Source organism: Paenibacillus sp. HJGM_3 (assembly GCF_045062745.1).
Taxonomy (GTDB): domain Bacteria; phylum Bacillota; class Bacilli; order Paenibacillales; family NBRC-103111; genus Paenibacillus_AA.
On sequence record NZ_JBJGED010000010.1, the window covers coordinates 163,427 to 178,753 of the forward strand.

The 15,327-nt window shown below is 58.9% G+C and carries 15 protein-coding genes; 10 read left to right on the top strand and 5 right to left on the bottom strand.

What is annotated here, in order from left to right:
- Positions 1-600 carry a response regulator gene (locus ACI5FR_RS13585; protein WP_405455062.1) on the top strand — a complete coding sequence of 200 codons (600 nt, stop codon included), beginning with the start codon at positions 1-3 and terminating at the stop codon, positions 598-600.
- Positions 601-685: 85 nt separating this feature from the next.
- Here the strand turns inward: ACI5FR_RS13585 and murA are convergent, their stop codons facing one another.
- A complete protein-coding gene (gene murA, locus ACI5FR_RS13590; RefSeq protein WP_405455063.1) occupies positions 686-1,981 on the bottom strand; it encodes a UDP-N-acetylglucosamine 1-carboxyvinyltransferase in 1,296 nt (431 codons plus the stop codon).
- Positions 1,982-2,197: 216 nt separating this feature from the next.
- Here murA and ACI5FR_RS13595 point away from each other — a divergent pair, with 216 nt between their 5' ends.
- The 4 genes from ACI5FR_RS13595 (at position 2,198) to hisC (ending at position 6,736) form a co-directional block, all read left to right on the top strand.
- Positions 2,198-2,989: a helix-turn-helix domain-containing protein gene (locus ACI5FR_RS13595; protein WP_405455064.1), complete on the top strand. Its 792-nt coding sequence runs from the start codon at positions 2,198-2,200 to the stop codon at positions 2,987-2,989.
- A gap of 129 nt (positions 2,990-3,118) precedes the next feature.
- The gene (locus ACI5FR_RS13600) at positions 3,119-4,084 is read left to right on the top strand and encodes a Gfo/Idh/MocA family protein (RefSeq protein ID WP_405455065.1); all 966 of its coding nucleotides are present in this window, start codon (positions 3,119-3,121) and stop codon (positions 4,082-4,084) included.
- A 21-nt stretch (positions 4,085-4,105) separates the two neighbouring features.
- Positions 4,106-4,930, top strand: coding sequence for a sugar phosphate isomerase/epimerase family protein (locus tag ACI5FR_RS13605; RefSeq protein WP_405455066.1), 825 nt, complete (start codon positions 4,106-4,108; stop codon positions 4,928-4,930).
- A 699-nt stretch (positions 4,931-5,629) separates the two neighbouring features.
- Positions 5,630-6,736, top strand: coding sequence for a histidinol-phosphate transaminase (gene hisC, locus ACI5FR_RS13610; protein WP_405455067.1), 1,107 nt, complete (start codon positions 5,630-5,632; stop codon positions 6,734-6,736).
- Between the two features lie 467 nt (positions 6,737-7,203).
- On the opposite strand, the gene dgoD is transcribed toward hisC, so the two are convergent.
- The 4 genes from dgoD to ACI5FR_RS13630 all read right to left on the bottom strand — a co-directional run bounded on the left by dgoD (position 7,204) and on the right by ACI5FR_RS13630 (position 11,627).
- A complete protein-coding gene (dgoD, locus tag ACI5FR_RS13615; protein ID WP_405455068.1) occupies positions 7,204-8,352 on the bottom strand; it encodes a galactonate dehydratase in 1,149 nt (382 codons plus the stop codon).
- A gap of 111 nt (positions 8,353-8,463) precedes the next feature.
- Positions 8,464-9,282, bottom strand: a complete 819-nt coding sequence (locus ACI5FR_RS13620) for a carbohydrate ABC transporter permease (protein ID WP_405455112.1) — start codon at positions 9,280-9,282, stop codon at positions 8,464-8,466.
- Positions 9,283-9,301: 19 nt separating this feature from the next.
- Positions 9,302-10,180: a carbohydrate ABC transporter permease gene (locus tag ACI5FR_RS13625; RefSeq protein ID WP_405455069.1), complete on the bottom strand. Its 879-nt coding sequence runs from the start codon at positions 10,178-10,180 to the stop codon at positions 9,302-9,304.
- Positions 10,181-10,301: 121 nt separating this feature from the next.
- Positions 10,302-11,627 carry an ABC transporter substrate-binding protein gene (locus tag ACI5FR_RS13630; RefSeq protein WP_405455070.1) on the bottom strand — a complete coding sequence of 442 codons (1,326 nt, stop codon included), beginning with the start codon at positions 11,625-11,627 and terminating at the stop codon, positions 10,302-10,304.
- A 159-nt stretch (positions 11,628-11,786) separates the two neighbouring features.
- Between ACI5FR_RS13630 and ACI5FR_RS13635 the strand changes: the two genes are divergently transcribed.
- From ACI5FR_RS13635 to ACI5FR_RS13655, 5 genes are all read left to right on the top strand, one after another.
- Positions 11,787-12,695: an AraC family transcriptional regulator gene (locus ACI5FR_RS13635; protein WP_405455071.1), complete on the top strand. Its 909-nt coding sequence runs from the start codon at positions 11,787-11,789 to the stop codon at positions 12,693-12,695.
- Positions 12,696-12,824: 129 nt separating this feature from the next.
- Positions 12,825-13,658: a sugar phosphate isomerase/epimerase family protein gene (locus ACI5FR_RS13640; RefSeq protein WP_405455072.1), complete on the top strand. Its 834-nt coding sequence runs from the start codon at positions 12,825-12,827 to the stop codon at positions 13,656-13,658.
- Positions 13,655-14,662 (top strand): hydroxyacid dehydrogenase, encoded by a 1,008-nt coding sequence (locus ACI5FR_RS13645; protein WP_405455073.1) that lies wholly within the window; start codon positions 13,655-13,657, stop codon positions 14,660-14,662. The genes ACI5FR_RS13640 and ACI5FR_RS13645 overlap by 4 nt, the downstream gene beginning before the upstream one ends.
- 96 nt (positions 14,663-14,758) lie before the next feature.
- A complete protein-coding gene (locus ACI5FR_RS13650; protein WP_405455074.1) occupies positions 14,759-15,040 on the top strand; it encodes a DUF1294 domain-containing protein in 282 nt (93 codons plus the stop codon).
- Between the two features lie 93 nt (positions 15,041-15,133).
- Positions 15,134-15,319, top strand: coding sequence for a DUF2197 domain-containing protein (locus tag ACI5FR_RS13655; RefSeq protein WP_405455075.1), 186 nt, complete (start codon positions 15,134-15,136; stop codon positions 15,317-15,319).
- The last annotated feature ends 8 nt before the right edge of the window (positions 15,320-15,327 follow it).

A 15,327-nucleotide genomic window follows, 5' to 3' on the forward strand; every position in this document is an offset into this window, starting at 1 on the left:
ATGATTCGGATCGTCGTCGCCGAGGACCAGCGTATGCTGCTAGGCGCACTCTCATCGCTCATCGAGCTGGAAGAGGACATGAAGGTTGTAGGCAAAGCGTGTAATGGCGAGGAAGCCTTAAAGCTCGTACGCGAGCTCAAGCCCGATGTCTGCCTGATGGATATCGAGATGCCCCGGAAGAACGGGCTCGAAACCGCGGAGGAGCTGAAGGGCAGCGGATGCAAGGTCGTCATCCTCACCACGTTCGCCCGGCCCGGCTATTTCGAGCGGGCGATCAAGTCGGGGGCCTGCGGTTACTTGCTCAAGGATAGCCCGAGCGAGGAGCTGGCGGCTTCCATCCGTATGGTCATGGACGGTCGGCGCATCTATGCGTCGGAGCTCGTCGATAGCGCCTATGCCGAGGAGAACCCGCTGACCGAACGCGAGAAGGAAGTGCTGCTGTTGATGGCCGACGGCAAGAATACCCAGGACATCGCCAGCCAGCTGTTTCTTACGAACGGAACCGTGCGCAATTACATCTCCGTGATTCTGGAGAAGCTCGGCGTGCGCAATCGGGTAGAAGCCATTACCCGCTTCAAGGAGAAGGGCTGGTTCAAATAGTTGCATCAATTCGTGAGCAGATCAGCGAGTGAAGGCCTAATGAGAAGGCACCCGTCCTACGACGGGTGCCTTCTTGGTCTCGCTGCTATAGCGCATCGCTCAGATCAACGGTCTCGCTAGCTTCGTTCGAATCCATCAGGGCGATGTTGGCCCCGATCGAGCGGAAGGCGTCGACGACGTTCTCGTAACCGCGCTCGATATGCTGCACGCCCATGATCGTCGTCGTGCCCTCGGCCGCAAGTCCGGCCATGATGAGGCAGATGCCGGCACGAATGTCCGAAGCGTGGACGAGCGCGCCCTTGAGCGGTACGCCGCCCTTGATGAAGGCGACGCCGGAGCGCACGTCGATGTCCGCGCCCATCCGTCTCAGCTGCTGCACATGCGCGAAGCGCTCCGGATAGATGCGCTCGCTGACGATGCTCTTCCCGGGCGCTTGCGTGAGCAGCGCGGTCAGCGGCTGCTGCAAGTCGGTGGCGAAGCCGGGATACATCGCCGTCCGCATCCGGGTCGCCCGGAGCTTGCCGGTCGAATGCGACGTCATGCTGGTGTCGCCGGCTTCGATATGAAGCCCGATTTCGGTAAGCTTGGCCACGCAGGAGCTGAGATGCTCCGGGATTACGTCCTGTACGGTCACGCTTCCGCCGGTTACGCCCGGTGCCATAAGGAAAGCTCCGGCGATCAGCCGGTCCGGGATCACGGTGTGCGTGCAGGTGGAGAGCGAAGCAACGCCTTCGATCCGGATCGTGTCGGTACCGACCCCGGTAATCTTGGCTCCCATCGCATTCAGGAAGTTGGCGACGTCCGTCAGTTCCGGGTCGCGAGCCGCGTTGTACAGCACGGTCGTCCCGGTCGCCCGAACGGCGGCCATCATCGTATTCATAGTAGCGCCATATGTAATTGTGTCGAAATAAATGGAGGTGCCTTTCAACTGGGCCGCTTCCACTTCATAATAATCTTCATGGAACGTGATGGTCGCTCCTAGCGCCTTCAGCGCCTTAAAATGCTGATCGATCGGACGGCTGACAAAATTGTCTCCGCCGGGGTAGCCTAGCGTGACTTTCCCGAACTTGGCCAGCAGCGAGCCGATAAAATAGTAGCCGGTGCGGATGAGAGACGACTTCTTGGGATCCAGGTAAGCTTGCGTAATCCGGGTAGGATCAATATGTACCGTGCCGAGCGCGTCGCGTTCCACGCGAAGGCCCATGTCGGCTCCAAGCTGGCACACGACCCGGAAGTCGGCGATATTCGGGATGCCCAGCAGGCGCACCGGTTCGTCGGCGAGGCAGGCCGCCGCGAGCAGGGCGAGCGAGCTGTTCTTGGAACCATTTATTTTAACGCTTCCTTGCAATTGGCTCGTACGTTGAACTTGCAGCCATTTCATTATGTACCCTCCGTGTGGTTCAATCGTTATCCTTCACCATTATACCTAAACGAGGTGGAAGATGGAAATTTTTTAATCGAGAAAGATTGTTTTCCCGGGGTCCCCGCAAAGTATTAGGAATATCCTTCGTAGGCTGCCTTCACTTTGTGGGGTTCTTTATGATACCCTATGTACGGGTTCCCAATAAGGTTCGAAACGTAGCGGAGGATTCAGGGGATGCAGCCGGAATTTAAACTAAAATGCTTCATCGGAACCCGGGATTCGGACTGGACCGACCCCGGCTACCATCAGCATGAGACCGTGGAGATCAGCCTGCTTATGGACGGCCGGGGTATTTTCCAATGGGAGGAAAAACGCGAGCCGCTTGAGCCGGGGCATGTCGTCCTCATTCCGGCTGGGCTGCCGCATTGGTTCGAGGGGATCGGCTATAACCGGTACGGGGTGATCCATCTCCAGCATATGCCGCGGAGGCTGCAGGACATGCTGAACGAGCTCGTCGGCGAGAACCGGCCTACATTGTTCCTCTTATCCCCGCTCGACAAGGAGCGATACATCCGGCTGTTCCGCGAGTGGCTGCGGACGATGTCGGCTCCGCTCAAGAAGCGGGCGTGGCATAACACGGCGTGGATCGAGGTGCTCGTGCTGTTCCTGCTCGAGCATTCGCAGACGGACCGGGAGGCGTTGTCGATCTCGAAGGCCGGCGACTGGATCCGGGAGAACCTGCAGCACAAGGTGCAGATGTCCGAACTCGCCGAGCTGGCCGGGATGACGGAGTCCGGGTTCCGCCGGCTGTTCGAGCAAGTGTACCATATGAGCCCGAAGCAATATCAGCAGCAATGCCGGATGGCGGAGGCGAAATGGCAGCTGAGCTCCGCGGATAAAGGAATGCTCGACATCGCGGAATCGATCGGCTTCTCGCGGCAGCACTCGTTCTCGCTTTGGTTCAAGCAATTGGAGGGCGTGTCGCCTACTGAGTGGCGGAAGCAGCAGCAGCAGCATTTTCGGTGAGAGGGGGTTCTTTATGTGTATATAGAGTGGCGATTTCAATAAATACAAGGGGCCGGAAACGTACTATTGTTGGGAGTGTAGCTCGAAATAGACAAGAGTCGCATCTCGACAATTGGAGGCGTAGAAGGTATGGCAGTGAGAGTCGGATTTATAGGTGTAGGCGGGATGGCCGAGCATCATATGAAAACGCTTCAGAAGGTGGAGCACGTACAGATCACCTCGGTGTACGACATTAATCAAGCAAGAGCGGCAGAAGTCGCCAAACAGTTCGGCGCCGTCTCCTATGCCGGCGCGGAGGAGCTGCTGCAGTCCGGGCAAGTCGACGCCTTGTTCGTCTGTACGCCTCCGTTCGCCCGGACCGGGATCGAAGCCGAGGCGGCTCGTCTAGGCATTCACGTGCTATCCGAGAAACCGGTAGGCCTGGATATGGAGCAAGTGCGCGAAACGGAGCGGGCGCTCGCGGATTCGGGCGTCATCCATTCGTCCGGCTACTGCTTGCGCTACATGGATATCGTCGCCAAGGCGAAGGCGTATCTGGCCGACAAGGACATCGCCATGGTGATGGCGTACCGGTTCGGCGGCATGCCGGCGCCGCGCTGGTGGAGAATGCTCGAGCAGTCGGGCGGCCAGCTCGTCGAGCAATCGACGCACCAGCTGGACCTGATCCGCTATCTGGCGGGCGAGTTCCAGGAGGTGCAGGCGATCCATGCCCAGCGGCATGTACTCGAGATCGATCCGGAGGCGACCGCATATGATGTCGGGACCGTGTCCTTCGTTTTGAAGTCCGGCGCGGTGGGCAACATCACCAGTACGTCGCTGGCGAAGTATGTAGGCCGTGGGGCGGTTGAGTTCTACGGGCACAACTTCTTCCTGTCGATCGAAGGGACGACCTTGCGGATCAAGGACGATCACCAGGACACGACCGAGAAATCCGCCACGGAGTATTACCTGGAGCAAGACAAGGCGTTTATCGAGGCGATCCGGACGGGACGCCGGGAGCTCGTGCTGGGCGATTACTCGGAGGCCGCGGCTACGCTGGAGGTTACGCTCGCGGCGAACGAATCGGCGGCTGCCGGCACGCGTGTACAGATCTAGAGCGAGAGGAGCGAGAAACGGATGTTGAAAAGTCTCAATCAATGGTGCTTCCCGGCGGGTATGCCGCTCGAGGAAGTGATGTCGGTGAGCAGCCGTGCCGGCTTCGAGGCGATCGAGCTGAACCTGTACGCCCCGGACGGGGTAGGGTTCACGCTGGATACGACTGCCGCGGAAGCGGAAGCGATCGGGCGGCTCGCACGCAACTATGGCCTGCAGCTGCGAAGCTTGTCCACGGGCCTGATGGGCCGCAACCCGCTGTCCTCTCCAGATGCCTCGGTCCGGGAGCAGGGTCGCCGCGTCGTTCTCAAGCAGCTGGAACTGGCGCAGTTGCTAGGTATCGACACGGTGCTGGTCGTCCCCGGTGTCGTCAATGCGGAGACTTCGTACGACCAGTGCTATGAGCGCAGCCAGCGGGAGCTGGTGACCTTGGCCGGGGAAGCAGAGAAACGGGGCGTTCGGATCGGCGTCGAGAACGTGTGGAACAAGTTCCTGCTGTCGCCGCTGGAGATGGCCCGCTACCTGGACGAGATCGGCTCGCCGAACGTTCGCGCGTATTTCGATGTGGGCAACGTGCTGCTGTTCGGCTTCCCGGAGCACTGGATCCGAATTCTGGGCGAGCGCATCGTGAAGGTGCATGTCAAGGATTTCAAGACGGCCGTCGGCAACGGAGGCGGCTTCGTCCCGCTGCTCGCGGGCGATGTGAACTGGGCCGCCGTTCGGACCGCGCTGCAGGACATCGGCTACGCGGACACGCTGACCGCGGAAGTGAGCCCCTACGCGGGCGATCCGCACCAGTGCGCGTACGATACGTCGAATCAGCTCGACGTCATTATCGGGCGGAAGTAGTTTGCGGGGGGCCATATGGGCCCCCTTTTTTTACTCCGGTTAAACGCTCCTCATGTCCGACGCTCCGCCCAGTAACAAGATTTTTTCGGCCTAATTCCACCTCGTGCCGCCACTCCGCGCAGTAAGACGATTATTCCGGCTTAATTCCACCTCGTGCCACCACTCCGCGCAGTAACACGATTATTCCGGCTTAATCGCGCCTCATGCCCGCTGCTCCGCGCAGTAAGACGATTATTCCGGCTTAATTCGACCTCATGCCCGCCACTCCGCGCAGTAACACGATTTTTCCGGCTTAATCGCGCCTCATGCCCGCTGCTCCGCCCAGTAACACGATTATTCCGGCTTAATTCGACCACATGCCCGCCACTCCGCGCGGTAACACGATTATTCCGGCTTAATTCGACCTCATGCCCGCCACTCCGCGCAGTAAAGCGATTTTTCAGCTTAATTCGACCTCATGCCCGCCACTCCGCGCAGTAACGCGATTATTCCGGCTTAATTCGACCTCATGCCCGCCACTCCGCGCAGTAACGCGATTTAACTTCACCCTGCCTTAGGCTCGATTTCAAGCGCAGCAATGATGTCCCAATATCATGTATGTACGTCACGAATTAACGCTTTACTACATTAATGCTTTATAGTATTATTGCAATGAAGGAACCTTGTCAAAATGTCTATATGTTAGGAGGAACGCATTCCATGTCCAACAACCGAACTACCGGAGTTCGCGCACGCAGAGCGTTAAGCAAGCTAGAGCCGTACTCGCCCGGTAAGCCGATCTGGGAGGTACAGCGGGAGCTGGGGCTAACCGAGGTCATCAAGCTCGCCTCCAACGAAAATGCACTCGGGCCTTCTCCACGGGCTATCGAGGCTGTCGCCGCAGCATTGCCCGAGATGCACCGCTACCCCGATGCGCAGGCGCATGACCTGAAGGGCGCTCTGGCCGCCAAGCTGCAGGTCGATCCCGGCCAAATTATCGTGACGAACGGCGGCGATGAGCTCATTACGCTGCTGTCGGAATCATACCTGGAGCCGGGGGATGAAGTGGTCGTGCCGGACCCCTCCTTCTCCGAATACATTTTCGGCGCGCATCTGATGGACGCAGTGATTGTCAAGGTGCCGATGGAGGAGCGGTTCCGCTATTATTGGCGAGCCATCGCCGAGGCGGTCACCGAGCGGACGAAGCTCGTGTACTTGTGCAGCCCGAACAACCCGACGGGTACTTACATGCGGCGGGCCGAGCTTCAGCAGCTGCTGGACGCTCTTCCCCCGCATGTGCTGGTCATCATGGATTCGGCCTACTCGCACTTCGTGGATGCAGACGACTACTCCGACGGGCTCGAGTTCATACAGGCCGGCTATCCGGTGCTCATGCTGCAAACCTTCTCTAAGATCTACGGTCTCGCCGGCATCCGCGTCGGGTATGGGGTGGCGCAAGCGGAGTTGATTAACAACATCCAGCAGGTTAAGGAGCCGTTCAACGTCAACGCCTTGGCGCAGACGGCCGCCCTTGCCGCCCTCGAGGATGACGAGCACGTTCAGAGGTCTCGAGATTTGGTCGTACAGGAGCGGCTTCGGCTATATGCGGCATTCGATCGACTCGGCGTGCGCTACACGGAGAGCATGAGCAACTTCATCCTCCTCGAGCTCGGCCCGGATGCGGAACGCCTTTATAAGCGCCTGATGGAGGGTGGCGTCATTGTCCGCTACGGCCGAGGCTGGGGACTCCCTCATTGCATCCGAGTCTCCGTCGGCACACCCGCGGAGAATGATAAGTTCCTCTCTGTGCTGGAGTTGGTTTTGTGATGCTCCAAAAACCGCCGGAATCTCGAGGGGATGCATAGTGGCGGTCGCGGTGCTGTAGAGTAAAAAATTTACTTTGGAGCGCGGATAGTGGCGGTCGCGGGTGCTGTAGAGTAAAAAATCTACTTTGGAGCGTGAGTAGTGGCGGTTTCGGGTGCTGTAGAGTAAAAAAACTACTTTGGAGCGCGGATAGTGGCGGTTTCGGGTGCTGTAGAGTAAAAAAACTACTTTGGAGCGCGGATAGTGGCGGTTTCGGAGCTGTAGAGTAAAAAATCTACTTTGGAGCACGGATAGTGGCGGTTTCGGGTACTGTAGAGTAAAAAATCTACTTTGGAGCGCGGATAGTGGCGGTCGTGGGTGCTGTAGAGTAGAAAATCTACTTGGGAGGCGCAGGCAGGACGCAAGGTTTATAGGCGAAATGATTAGGGCGGAGAAAGGCTCCGCCCTAATCGAGGAGCTTCAAGAAAGAACTACCACTCCGCCACTGTACCGTCCTCCTGGCGCCACACCGGGTTCTTCCAATCGTGCCCGATCTTGGCCATCTCGCGCACCTTGGCCTCGTTGACCTCGATGCCGAGGCCAGGCCCGTTCAAGTTGGCGACGAAGCCGTCCTTGTACGCGAACACGGTAGGATCCTGCAAATAATCGAGCAGGTCGCTGCCCTGATTGTAATGGATGCCGAGGCTCTGCTCCTGAATAAACGCATTAGGAGAGCAGATGTCCACCTGCAGGCAGGAGGCGAGGGCGATCGGCCCGAGTGGACAATGCGGGGCGAGTGCGACGTCGTAAGCTTCGGCCATCGCCGCAATCTTCCGCGTCTCGAGAATGCCCCCGGCATGGGACAAGTCGGGCTGGATGATGTCTACGTAGCCCCCGGCGAGCAAGTCCTTGAAGCCCCAACGCGTATACATCCGTTCGCCGGTCGCTATAGGGCATGACGTGTGGCGGGCGATCTCGCGCAGCGCCTCGTTGTTCTCGGGGAGCACGGGCTCCTCGATGAACATCGGGCGGTACGGCTCGAGCTCCTTCGCCAGAATCTTCGCCATCGACTTATGTACGCGGCCATGGAAGTCAATCCCGATGCCCACATCGGCGCCGACCGCTTCGCGCACGGCGGCGATGCGGGCGATGGCCGCATCGACCTTGCTATGCGAGTCGATGTAGTGCAATTCCTCGGTCGCGTTCATCTTGACCGCGGTGAACCCGGCGGCGACTTGCCGGCGCGCCGCTTCCCCCACATCGCTCGGCCGGTCCCCGCCGATCCAGCAATACACGCGCGTCCGGTCGCGGCACGCGCCGCCGAGCAGATCGTATACGGGCGCGCCGTAAAACTTGCCCTTGATGTCCCACAGCGCCTGCTCGATCCCCGAGATGGCGCTGGACAAGATCGGCCCCCCGCGGTAGAAGCCGCCGCGGTACAGCACCTGGAACAGATCCTCGATGCGCATCGGATCGGCGCCAAGAATGTAGGGGCTCATCTCCTCCACCGCCGCACGGACGGTGTCGGCTTTGCCCTCGATGACCGGTTCCCCCCAGCCGACGAGGCCTTCGTCGGTCTCGACCTTCAGGAACAGCCAGCGAGGCGGAACTTTGAACAGCTCGAGCTTCGTGATTTTCACGACTCAACTCTCCCTTCGAATGGACAAGGCTTCTTCCATGATAGCACAGTTTTTACGCATTCAACCCTGTCCGGGAGGAAAAATCCCCCAATCGTCCCTGCGCCTATCCCATTAGCCTTTGACCGCACCCGCCGCCAATCCGCTTATGACGTACCGTTGGGCGAGCAGGGCGATGATAAGCACGGGCAGCGTAATAATGCAGGCCGCGGCCATAAGCGCACCCCAATTGATCTCGGAGTACGACATGAAGTTGAACACCGCGATCGGAAGCGTCTTCGTCTTCTCTCCGGCGAGGATAATCGAGAACATGAAGTTGTTCCAGGAGAAAATAAACGACAGCAGCGACGAAGTAATGACCCCGGGTCCCGAGATCGGGAGGATGATGCGCAGAAACACCTGATGGTGCGTACAGCCGTCGATCAGCCCGGCTTCCTCGATCTCGGTCGGAAGCGCCTCGAAGAACGAGATCATGATCCAGATGATAAACGGCAGCCCGACGAGCATATGGCTCAGGATGAGCGCCGTGTACGTATCGACCAGATTGACCTTCGAGAACAGGATGAACCAGGGAATGAGGAACGTAATCCCCGGAATGATCCGCGCCACCAGAATGACGAGGCCGAGCTTGTGCAGATGATGCCGGGCGATCGCGTAAGCGGCCGGCAGCCCGAGCAAGAGCGAGAAGAACGTCGAGCCGAACGCCACGACGAAGCTGTTCCAGATATATTTCAGGAAGTCGTATTCCCGGAAGACGCTCGTGTAATTATCCAGATTCGGCATGAAATTGAAAAACTGTCCCGTGGACATGATCTGCGCCTGGGTCTTGAAGGAGGCGAGCAGCATCCAAAGGAACGGAAACGCAAAAATAAGCAGCACGATTAAGGTGATTACAGCCAGCACTACCGTGTTCCGGCGCTGCCGAGCTTTCATGCTTTTCATGCCTTCCACGTCAGCCCACCTCCAGTCGTTTGCGCATCCAGATCATGAACAGGGTCAGCGCCATGACGAGTAAGAAGAACAACACGAGCAGCGACGAAGCCATCCCCAGCTTGAAATATTGGAAGCCGAGCACGTACCCGTACAAATTTAGCGTCTCCGAAGCGAAGTTCGGTCCGCCTTGTGTCGTCGCGTAGATGATGTCGAACGTCTTCAGCACGTCGATGAGCCGAAGCATAGCCGCCACGAGAATGGTCGGACGCAGGAGCGGGAGCGTGATCGAAGCGAACTTGCGCCAAGGCGTAGCTCCGTCGACATCCGCGGCTTCATACGGATCGTTCGGCAATGTAGCCATGCCGGCCATGACGATCAACGCGATCATAGGCGTCCACTCCCACACGTCGACGATGATGAGCGAGGGCAGCACCTGACTTTCGGAGGCGAGCCAGAGAAGAGGCTTGAAGCCAAGCGATTTCAGAAACTGATTCGCCACCCCGATCGTCGGCTCGTAGATCAGCATCCACACGAGCCCCATCGCGACCGGCGTCGCTACCATGGGGAGGAGGAAGACGGTCTTCGTGAGGTTTTTGCCGCGAAATTCCCGGGAGAGCAGCACGGCGATGGCGATGCCGAGCACGACTTCCACGATCAGTGCGACGAACGTGAAGTAAAAGGTCGACCCCGTCGCATGCCAAAACCGGCTGTCCTGGAACAAAGCTTTGTAGTTGGCGAGCCCCACCCAAGCCGGCGGAGTCGTGGCCGACATGCTCCATTCGAAGAAGCTGATGCGGACGGTATAAATGATCGGGAACACCATCATGAGGAGCACGAACAAGACCGCAGGAAGCGTATAGATCCACTTCAGGTTCCGGTCAAACCAACTGAATTGCAAGAAGCCTCACCTGCCTCCTAGTAGAGTAGGACCGCCCCAAGAGCCGGACCGCACGCCGGACGTGCCGGATGTGCCGGACAACCCGGATAATCAGGATCTTAGGGCGGAACGAAACGCAAGATTACTTGCCTTTATCCTTGTCCATAATCGCTTGCAGCGCGGCATTCGCCTTATCTGCCGTAGCCTGGATGTTCGTCTCGCCGGACATGACCTTTTGCACAATCTCCCCTACCGCGTCGCGGGCTTCGCCTACGCTGATGACGGTCGGACGGTCGTGGTCGACCCCGCCCTTGGAGCTTTCGACGATAACCGGCACGAGCTCGGCCGGGAAGCCTTGCTTTCCCTCCGGCTTGTCCCACACGGAAGCGCGTGCGCCCGGGTTGCCCTTGGCCTGAGTCTTCAAGACGATATCCTTGCTGGTGGCCCACTTGATGAACTCCCACACGGCATCCTTGTTAGCGGACTTGGCATTCATAGAGAGGCCCCAGGACGTGATGTTGTAAGGCTTGGACCCCGCCTTGCCCGCAGGGAATACGGCGAAGCCTACTTTGTCCGCGACCGTCGACTTGGTGGGGTCGGTGGCGTTCGCATAGATCGAGTTCGCGTCGGTGTAGAACGCTACTTTCCCTTGGGCAAAAATGCCGATCGCCTGCGGCCACGACATGTTCAGCACCCCGGGTGGGCCGTAGTCGCGCAGCAGTGTGCCATATGTGGTGAACGCCTTGACCGCTTCCGGCGTATTGATCGTCGCCTTGTCCCCGGAGGTGAAGTCGGCGCCTTCCGAATACAGGAACGACGATACCTGCGTCACGAGAGGCGAGCGTTGGCCGCGGGCGACGAAGCCATACAGCTCTTTTTTCGGATCGTGCAGCTTTTTGACCGCGGCGACGAGCTCGTCGAGCGTTTTGGGCACGGCGATGTTGGCCTGCTGCAGCAAATCTTTACGGTAGTACAAAATCTCCTGCTCGGTAATAATCGGGATGCCGGCCAGCTTGCCGTCCACGGTCGTGGACCCGACAGCCGACTTGGAGAAATCGGCGAAATCATAGCTCGCATCCTTATTCACATAATCGTCGAGCGGGGCCACCCAGCCGTTCTTGAAGAACAGCTTGCCCTCTTGAAGCGGGCGGTACATAAAGACGTCCGGCGTAGCAGAGCCCGATGTGAACTGTACGGTCAGCTTTTGGGTCAATTGGTCCTCGAAGAAGCTCTCTACCTTGACCGACGCCCCGGTCGCCGCTTCGAACTCCGGCAGCAGCGGCTTGATCGCTTCCCCCCACGGGTGGTTGGCGGTGACGAGCGAGATCGTTTTGCCTTGGAACGGTTTGGCGCCTCCGGCCTGATTGCCTGCTCCCGGCGTCGGTTTATTGGCACAGCCTGCGAATGTCGCCGAAGCGAGTAGAATGGATACGGTGATCCCGATCCATTTGGATTTCATCACGTGCATGGTGGACCTCCTGAACAAGAATTGGATTCGCTTTTTTGCCTGAATGTCCTAACTTGGAGTTATAGTTCCCAGAGCCCTTCGCTCCGATGCATGTCCGGCTTTTTTGAGGTATGATTGAGAGAGTGAATGTTGCGTCCGAACAACAAGGGAGAACGTGCGATGCTGTATACCGAGCAGGAATTTAAGGACCCCGCGTTCCCGTTCAAGGTGGAGTTGAAGACGACCCGGGGGATTGCGCGGAATTTCAAGCACAACCATCAATTTTTCCAAATCTGCTATGTCATGAAAGGCAGCTGCATTCACCGGGTGAACGGACGGGAGGCGGTGCTCGTCAAGGGCGATCTGTTCTCGATCCCGCCGTTCTACGAGCATGCGCTTGACGTCATTCCAGGCAAGGACGTGCTGCTCGCGCAGCTCGATTTCATGCCCGTCCTGCTGGACGACAGCCTGCGCAGCTTCGAGGACATCGAGAGCTTCGTGCATTTCGCCTTCATCCAGCCGTTCGTCGAGCTTAACGACCGGCTCTTGCCGCAGCTGAACTTGTCCTACGAGGGACAGCAGCAGATGGAAGCGATGGTCGCCGAGATCCGGGGGGAGCTGGAGCGCAAACAGGTCGGGTATCCGCTAGTCGTCAAGTCGCTCATCCAAAAGCTGCTCGTCATGGCGGGGCGCGAGTACTTGGCCTTCATGGAAGAGAAGCGCGGACCGGCGGGGCTGCAAGCGAACCGGGCGTACTTCGAGGAGGCGGTGGCGTTCATCCAGAACCGTTACCACGAGGAGATTACTTTGACGGAAGCGGCAGCCAAAGCGACGATGTCGACCGCTTACTTCAGCACGATGTTCAAGCAGCTGAAGGGCAAGACGTTCGTAACGTACTTGAACGAGCTGCGGCTCGGCGAGGCGATGAAGCTGCTGAAGGAGACCGACCGGAGCGTCGAGGATATCGCCCGGAGCATCGGGTATAACAACGTCACTCATTTTCACCGCATGTTCAAAAGAACGGCCGGCGTCACGCCCGCGGAATACCGCAAAAGCAAAAACGGGTCCTCCCCAAGTCCGTCTGAGTAACACCTGCGCCTTCTATAGGCAGATTCCAAAGAAACGTTATGTTTTTTCAAATATAGTGGATCGATTTCTTCCTCCGGAGCTGGTACCCTTGACCATGAAGAACGGAAAAAGGCCGAGGAGGATGAACGCATGAGCTTTCGCATTGCTTTTCAAACGCTGGCTTGCCCGGACTGGAGCTGGACCCGCATCTTGGACGAGGCGAACCGGTTGGGGTACGACGGAATTGAGCTGAGGGGTATTCAAGGGGAGATGTATTTGCCGAAGGCGGAGCCGTTCCAGCCGGACCGGCTGGACGCTACGATCGCCGATCTAGCCCGCCGCAACCTGCATATCGTCTGCCTCGATACGTCATGCCTCTTCCATGTGCCGGAACGTTATGAGGGGGCAATCCGGGAAGGCAAGGACACGATCGACCTCGCGGTCAAGCTGGGGACGCCGTACATCCGCGTATTCGGGGACAAAATACCGCCTGAGATCGGGCAGGGGCAAACCGTGGCGAGTGTGGCCGCCGGCTTGACCGAGCTGGGCCGCTATGCGGAGAGCCGAGGCGTCAAGGTGCTTTTGGAGCTGCACGGCGACTTCGTGACTTACCCGCTGATCGAGGCGGTTTTGGCTGAGACGCATAGCTCGGCCGTAGGCCTCTTGTGGGATATCGTCAATCCGATGGAAAAGGGCGAATCGCCGGAAGTGACGTTCCGCGAGCTGGCGCCTTATATTCATCATGTGCATATCAAAGACTATCGGATCGAACCGGACGGCGGCTTTAAGCTTTGCTTGATCGGAGACGGCCTGGTGCCGATCCCTGCCATCGTTCGTCTGTTGAAGGAGAACGGCTTTCCGGGCTGGTTGTCGCTTGAGTATGAGAAAAAGTGGCATCCTGAATTGGAGGAGCCTGAGGTGTCTTTGCCGGCGTTTATAACCTACATCAAGGACATCCTGCGGCAAGAGGAGGGGATCCGGTGAGAACGCTGATTGCGGTTTCGAACCCGGATTTCAAGACGAGGCTCTTCCGGGCGGAGGCGATTCGGAAGCTGGAGGCCGTGTCGGCCGTCGACTGGGTGCCGGAAGGCCAGCCGTTCACGGAGGCGGATCTGGCGGAATGGATCCCGGGTTACGACGCCTGCCTGACTACGTGGGGATCGCCCAAATTCACGCCGGCGGTGATCGCCCGTGCGGACCGGCTGCGTTACATCGGCCATGCGGCCGGCACGATCGTCCCGATCGTCGACCCGGCCGTCTTCGAGCGGGAGCCGGAGATCGTCGTCGCCAATGCGAACCATGCGCTGGGACGGTCAACGGCGGAACTCGTGCTGACGCTTATGCTGGCCGGCGCCTGGAACTTGGGCGGCTACACCCAGGAGCTGCGGAACGGAATTTGGCGCGACAGCACGACGTCGTCGGTGCTCGGCCTGTACGGCCAGACGGTGGGGCTGATCGGCTACGGGGAGATCTCGCGGGAGCTGATCCGCCTGCTGCGTCCGTTCGACGTACACGTGCTGCTGTACTCGCGCAACTGTCCCGAGGCCGAAGCCGCCGAGCTTGGGGTCGAGCTGTGCGGGCTCGACGACCTGCTCCGCCGCAGCGCCATCGTGTCGCTGCACAACACGCTGACCGAGCAGACCCGCGGCATGATCGGCCGCGAGCAGCTGCGGCTCATGCGGGACGGGGCGCTGCTCGTCAACACCGCGCGCGGGCCGATCGTGCAGGAGGCGGCGCTCGTCGAGGAGCTGCGGACGGGCCGGCTGTTCGCCGCGCTAGACGTGTACGACACGGAGCCGCTGCCGATGGATCACCCGCTCCTGCAGCTGCCGAATGCGATCTGCGCCCCGCACATCGGCGCGCTGTCCAGCTATTGGCGCTGCCGGCTTGGGGAGCACGTCATCGACGATCTGTTGCGTCTGCTGCGCGGAGAGCCGCTCGTCGGCCATATTTCGCGCGAGAAGTTCGCGATTATGAGCCCGAGATAGCTCACGCGAGTAAGGGTTGACGGACCGATAGCGTTATGCGAGGATGGACTAGAACCTTATGGCTTGGTCTAGTCATCCGAGGAGTGCGCTTAGCTTATGAAATTTTTGATCGCTTATATGCTTCTTATGAACTTCGCTACCTTCTGCGTCATGGGCGTGGACAAGCAGTATGCCAAACGCAAAGACCGCCGTATTCCGGAGAAGCGCATCTTCCTGCTCGCGCTGATCGGAGGCGCGGCCGGGGTATGGCTCGGCATGCGCGTCTGGCGGCACAAGACGCTGCACGCCTCGTTCACCGTCGGCATTCCGCTGTTGTTCGCGGTGAACGTGATTTGTGTGTGGCTGCTCGCGTCCGGTCGCTTGTTTGGATTGCAGTAGAGAGAGTAACAGATTCGGCGGGAAACCGGATGGAGCGCGCGAGTTGCCGGAATAGGCGCTTGTGCGCTTTTTCATGTGCAGCGGGGTTAGGAGGTGGCCGACTTTTTTTACTATGATGCCGTCTTCAAATGCTGCAAGCAGCCGTACCGCATCTATGCAGGGAGCGAGTCGTTCCAAGCGTTGAAGGAAAACAAACAGGCTCCGATCGTCTGCGACGATTGCTCGGATCGCATCCGGTTCGAAGCCATTATGAACTTTATGCATGGTGCCCGGGGCTGAGTGATCAT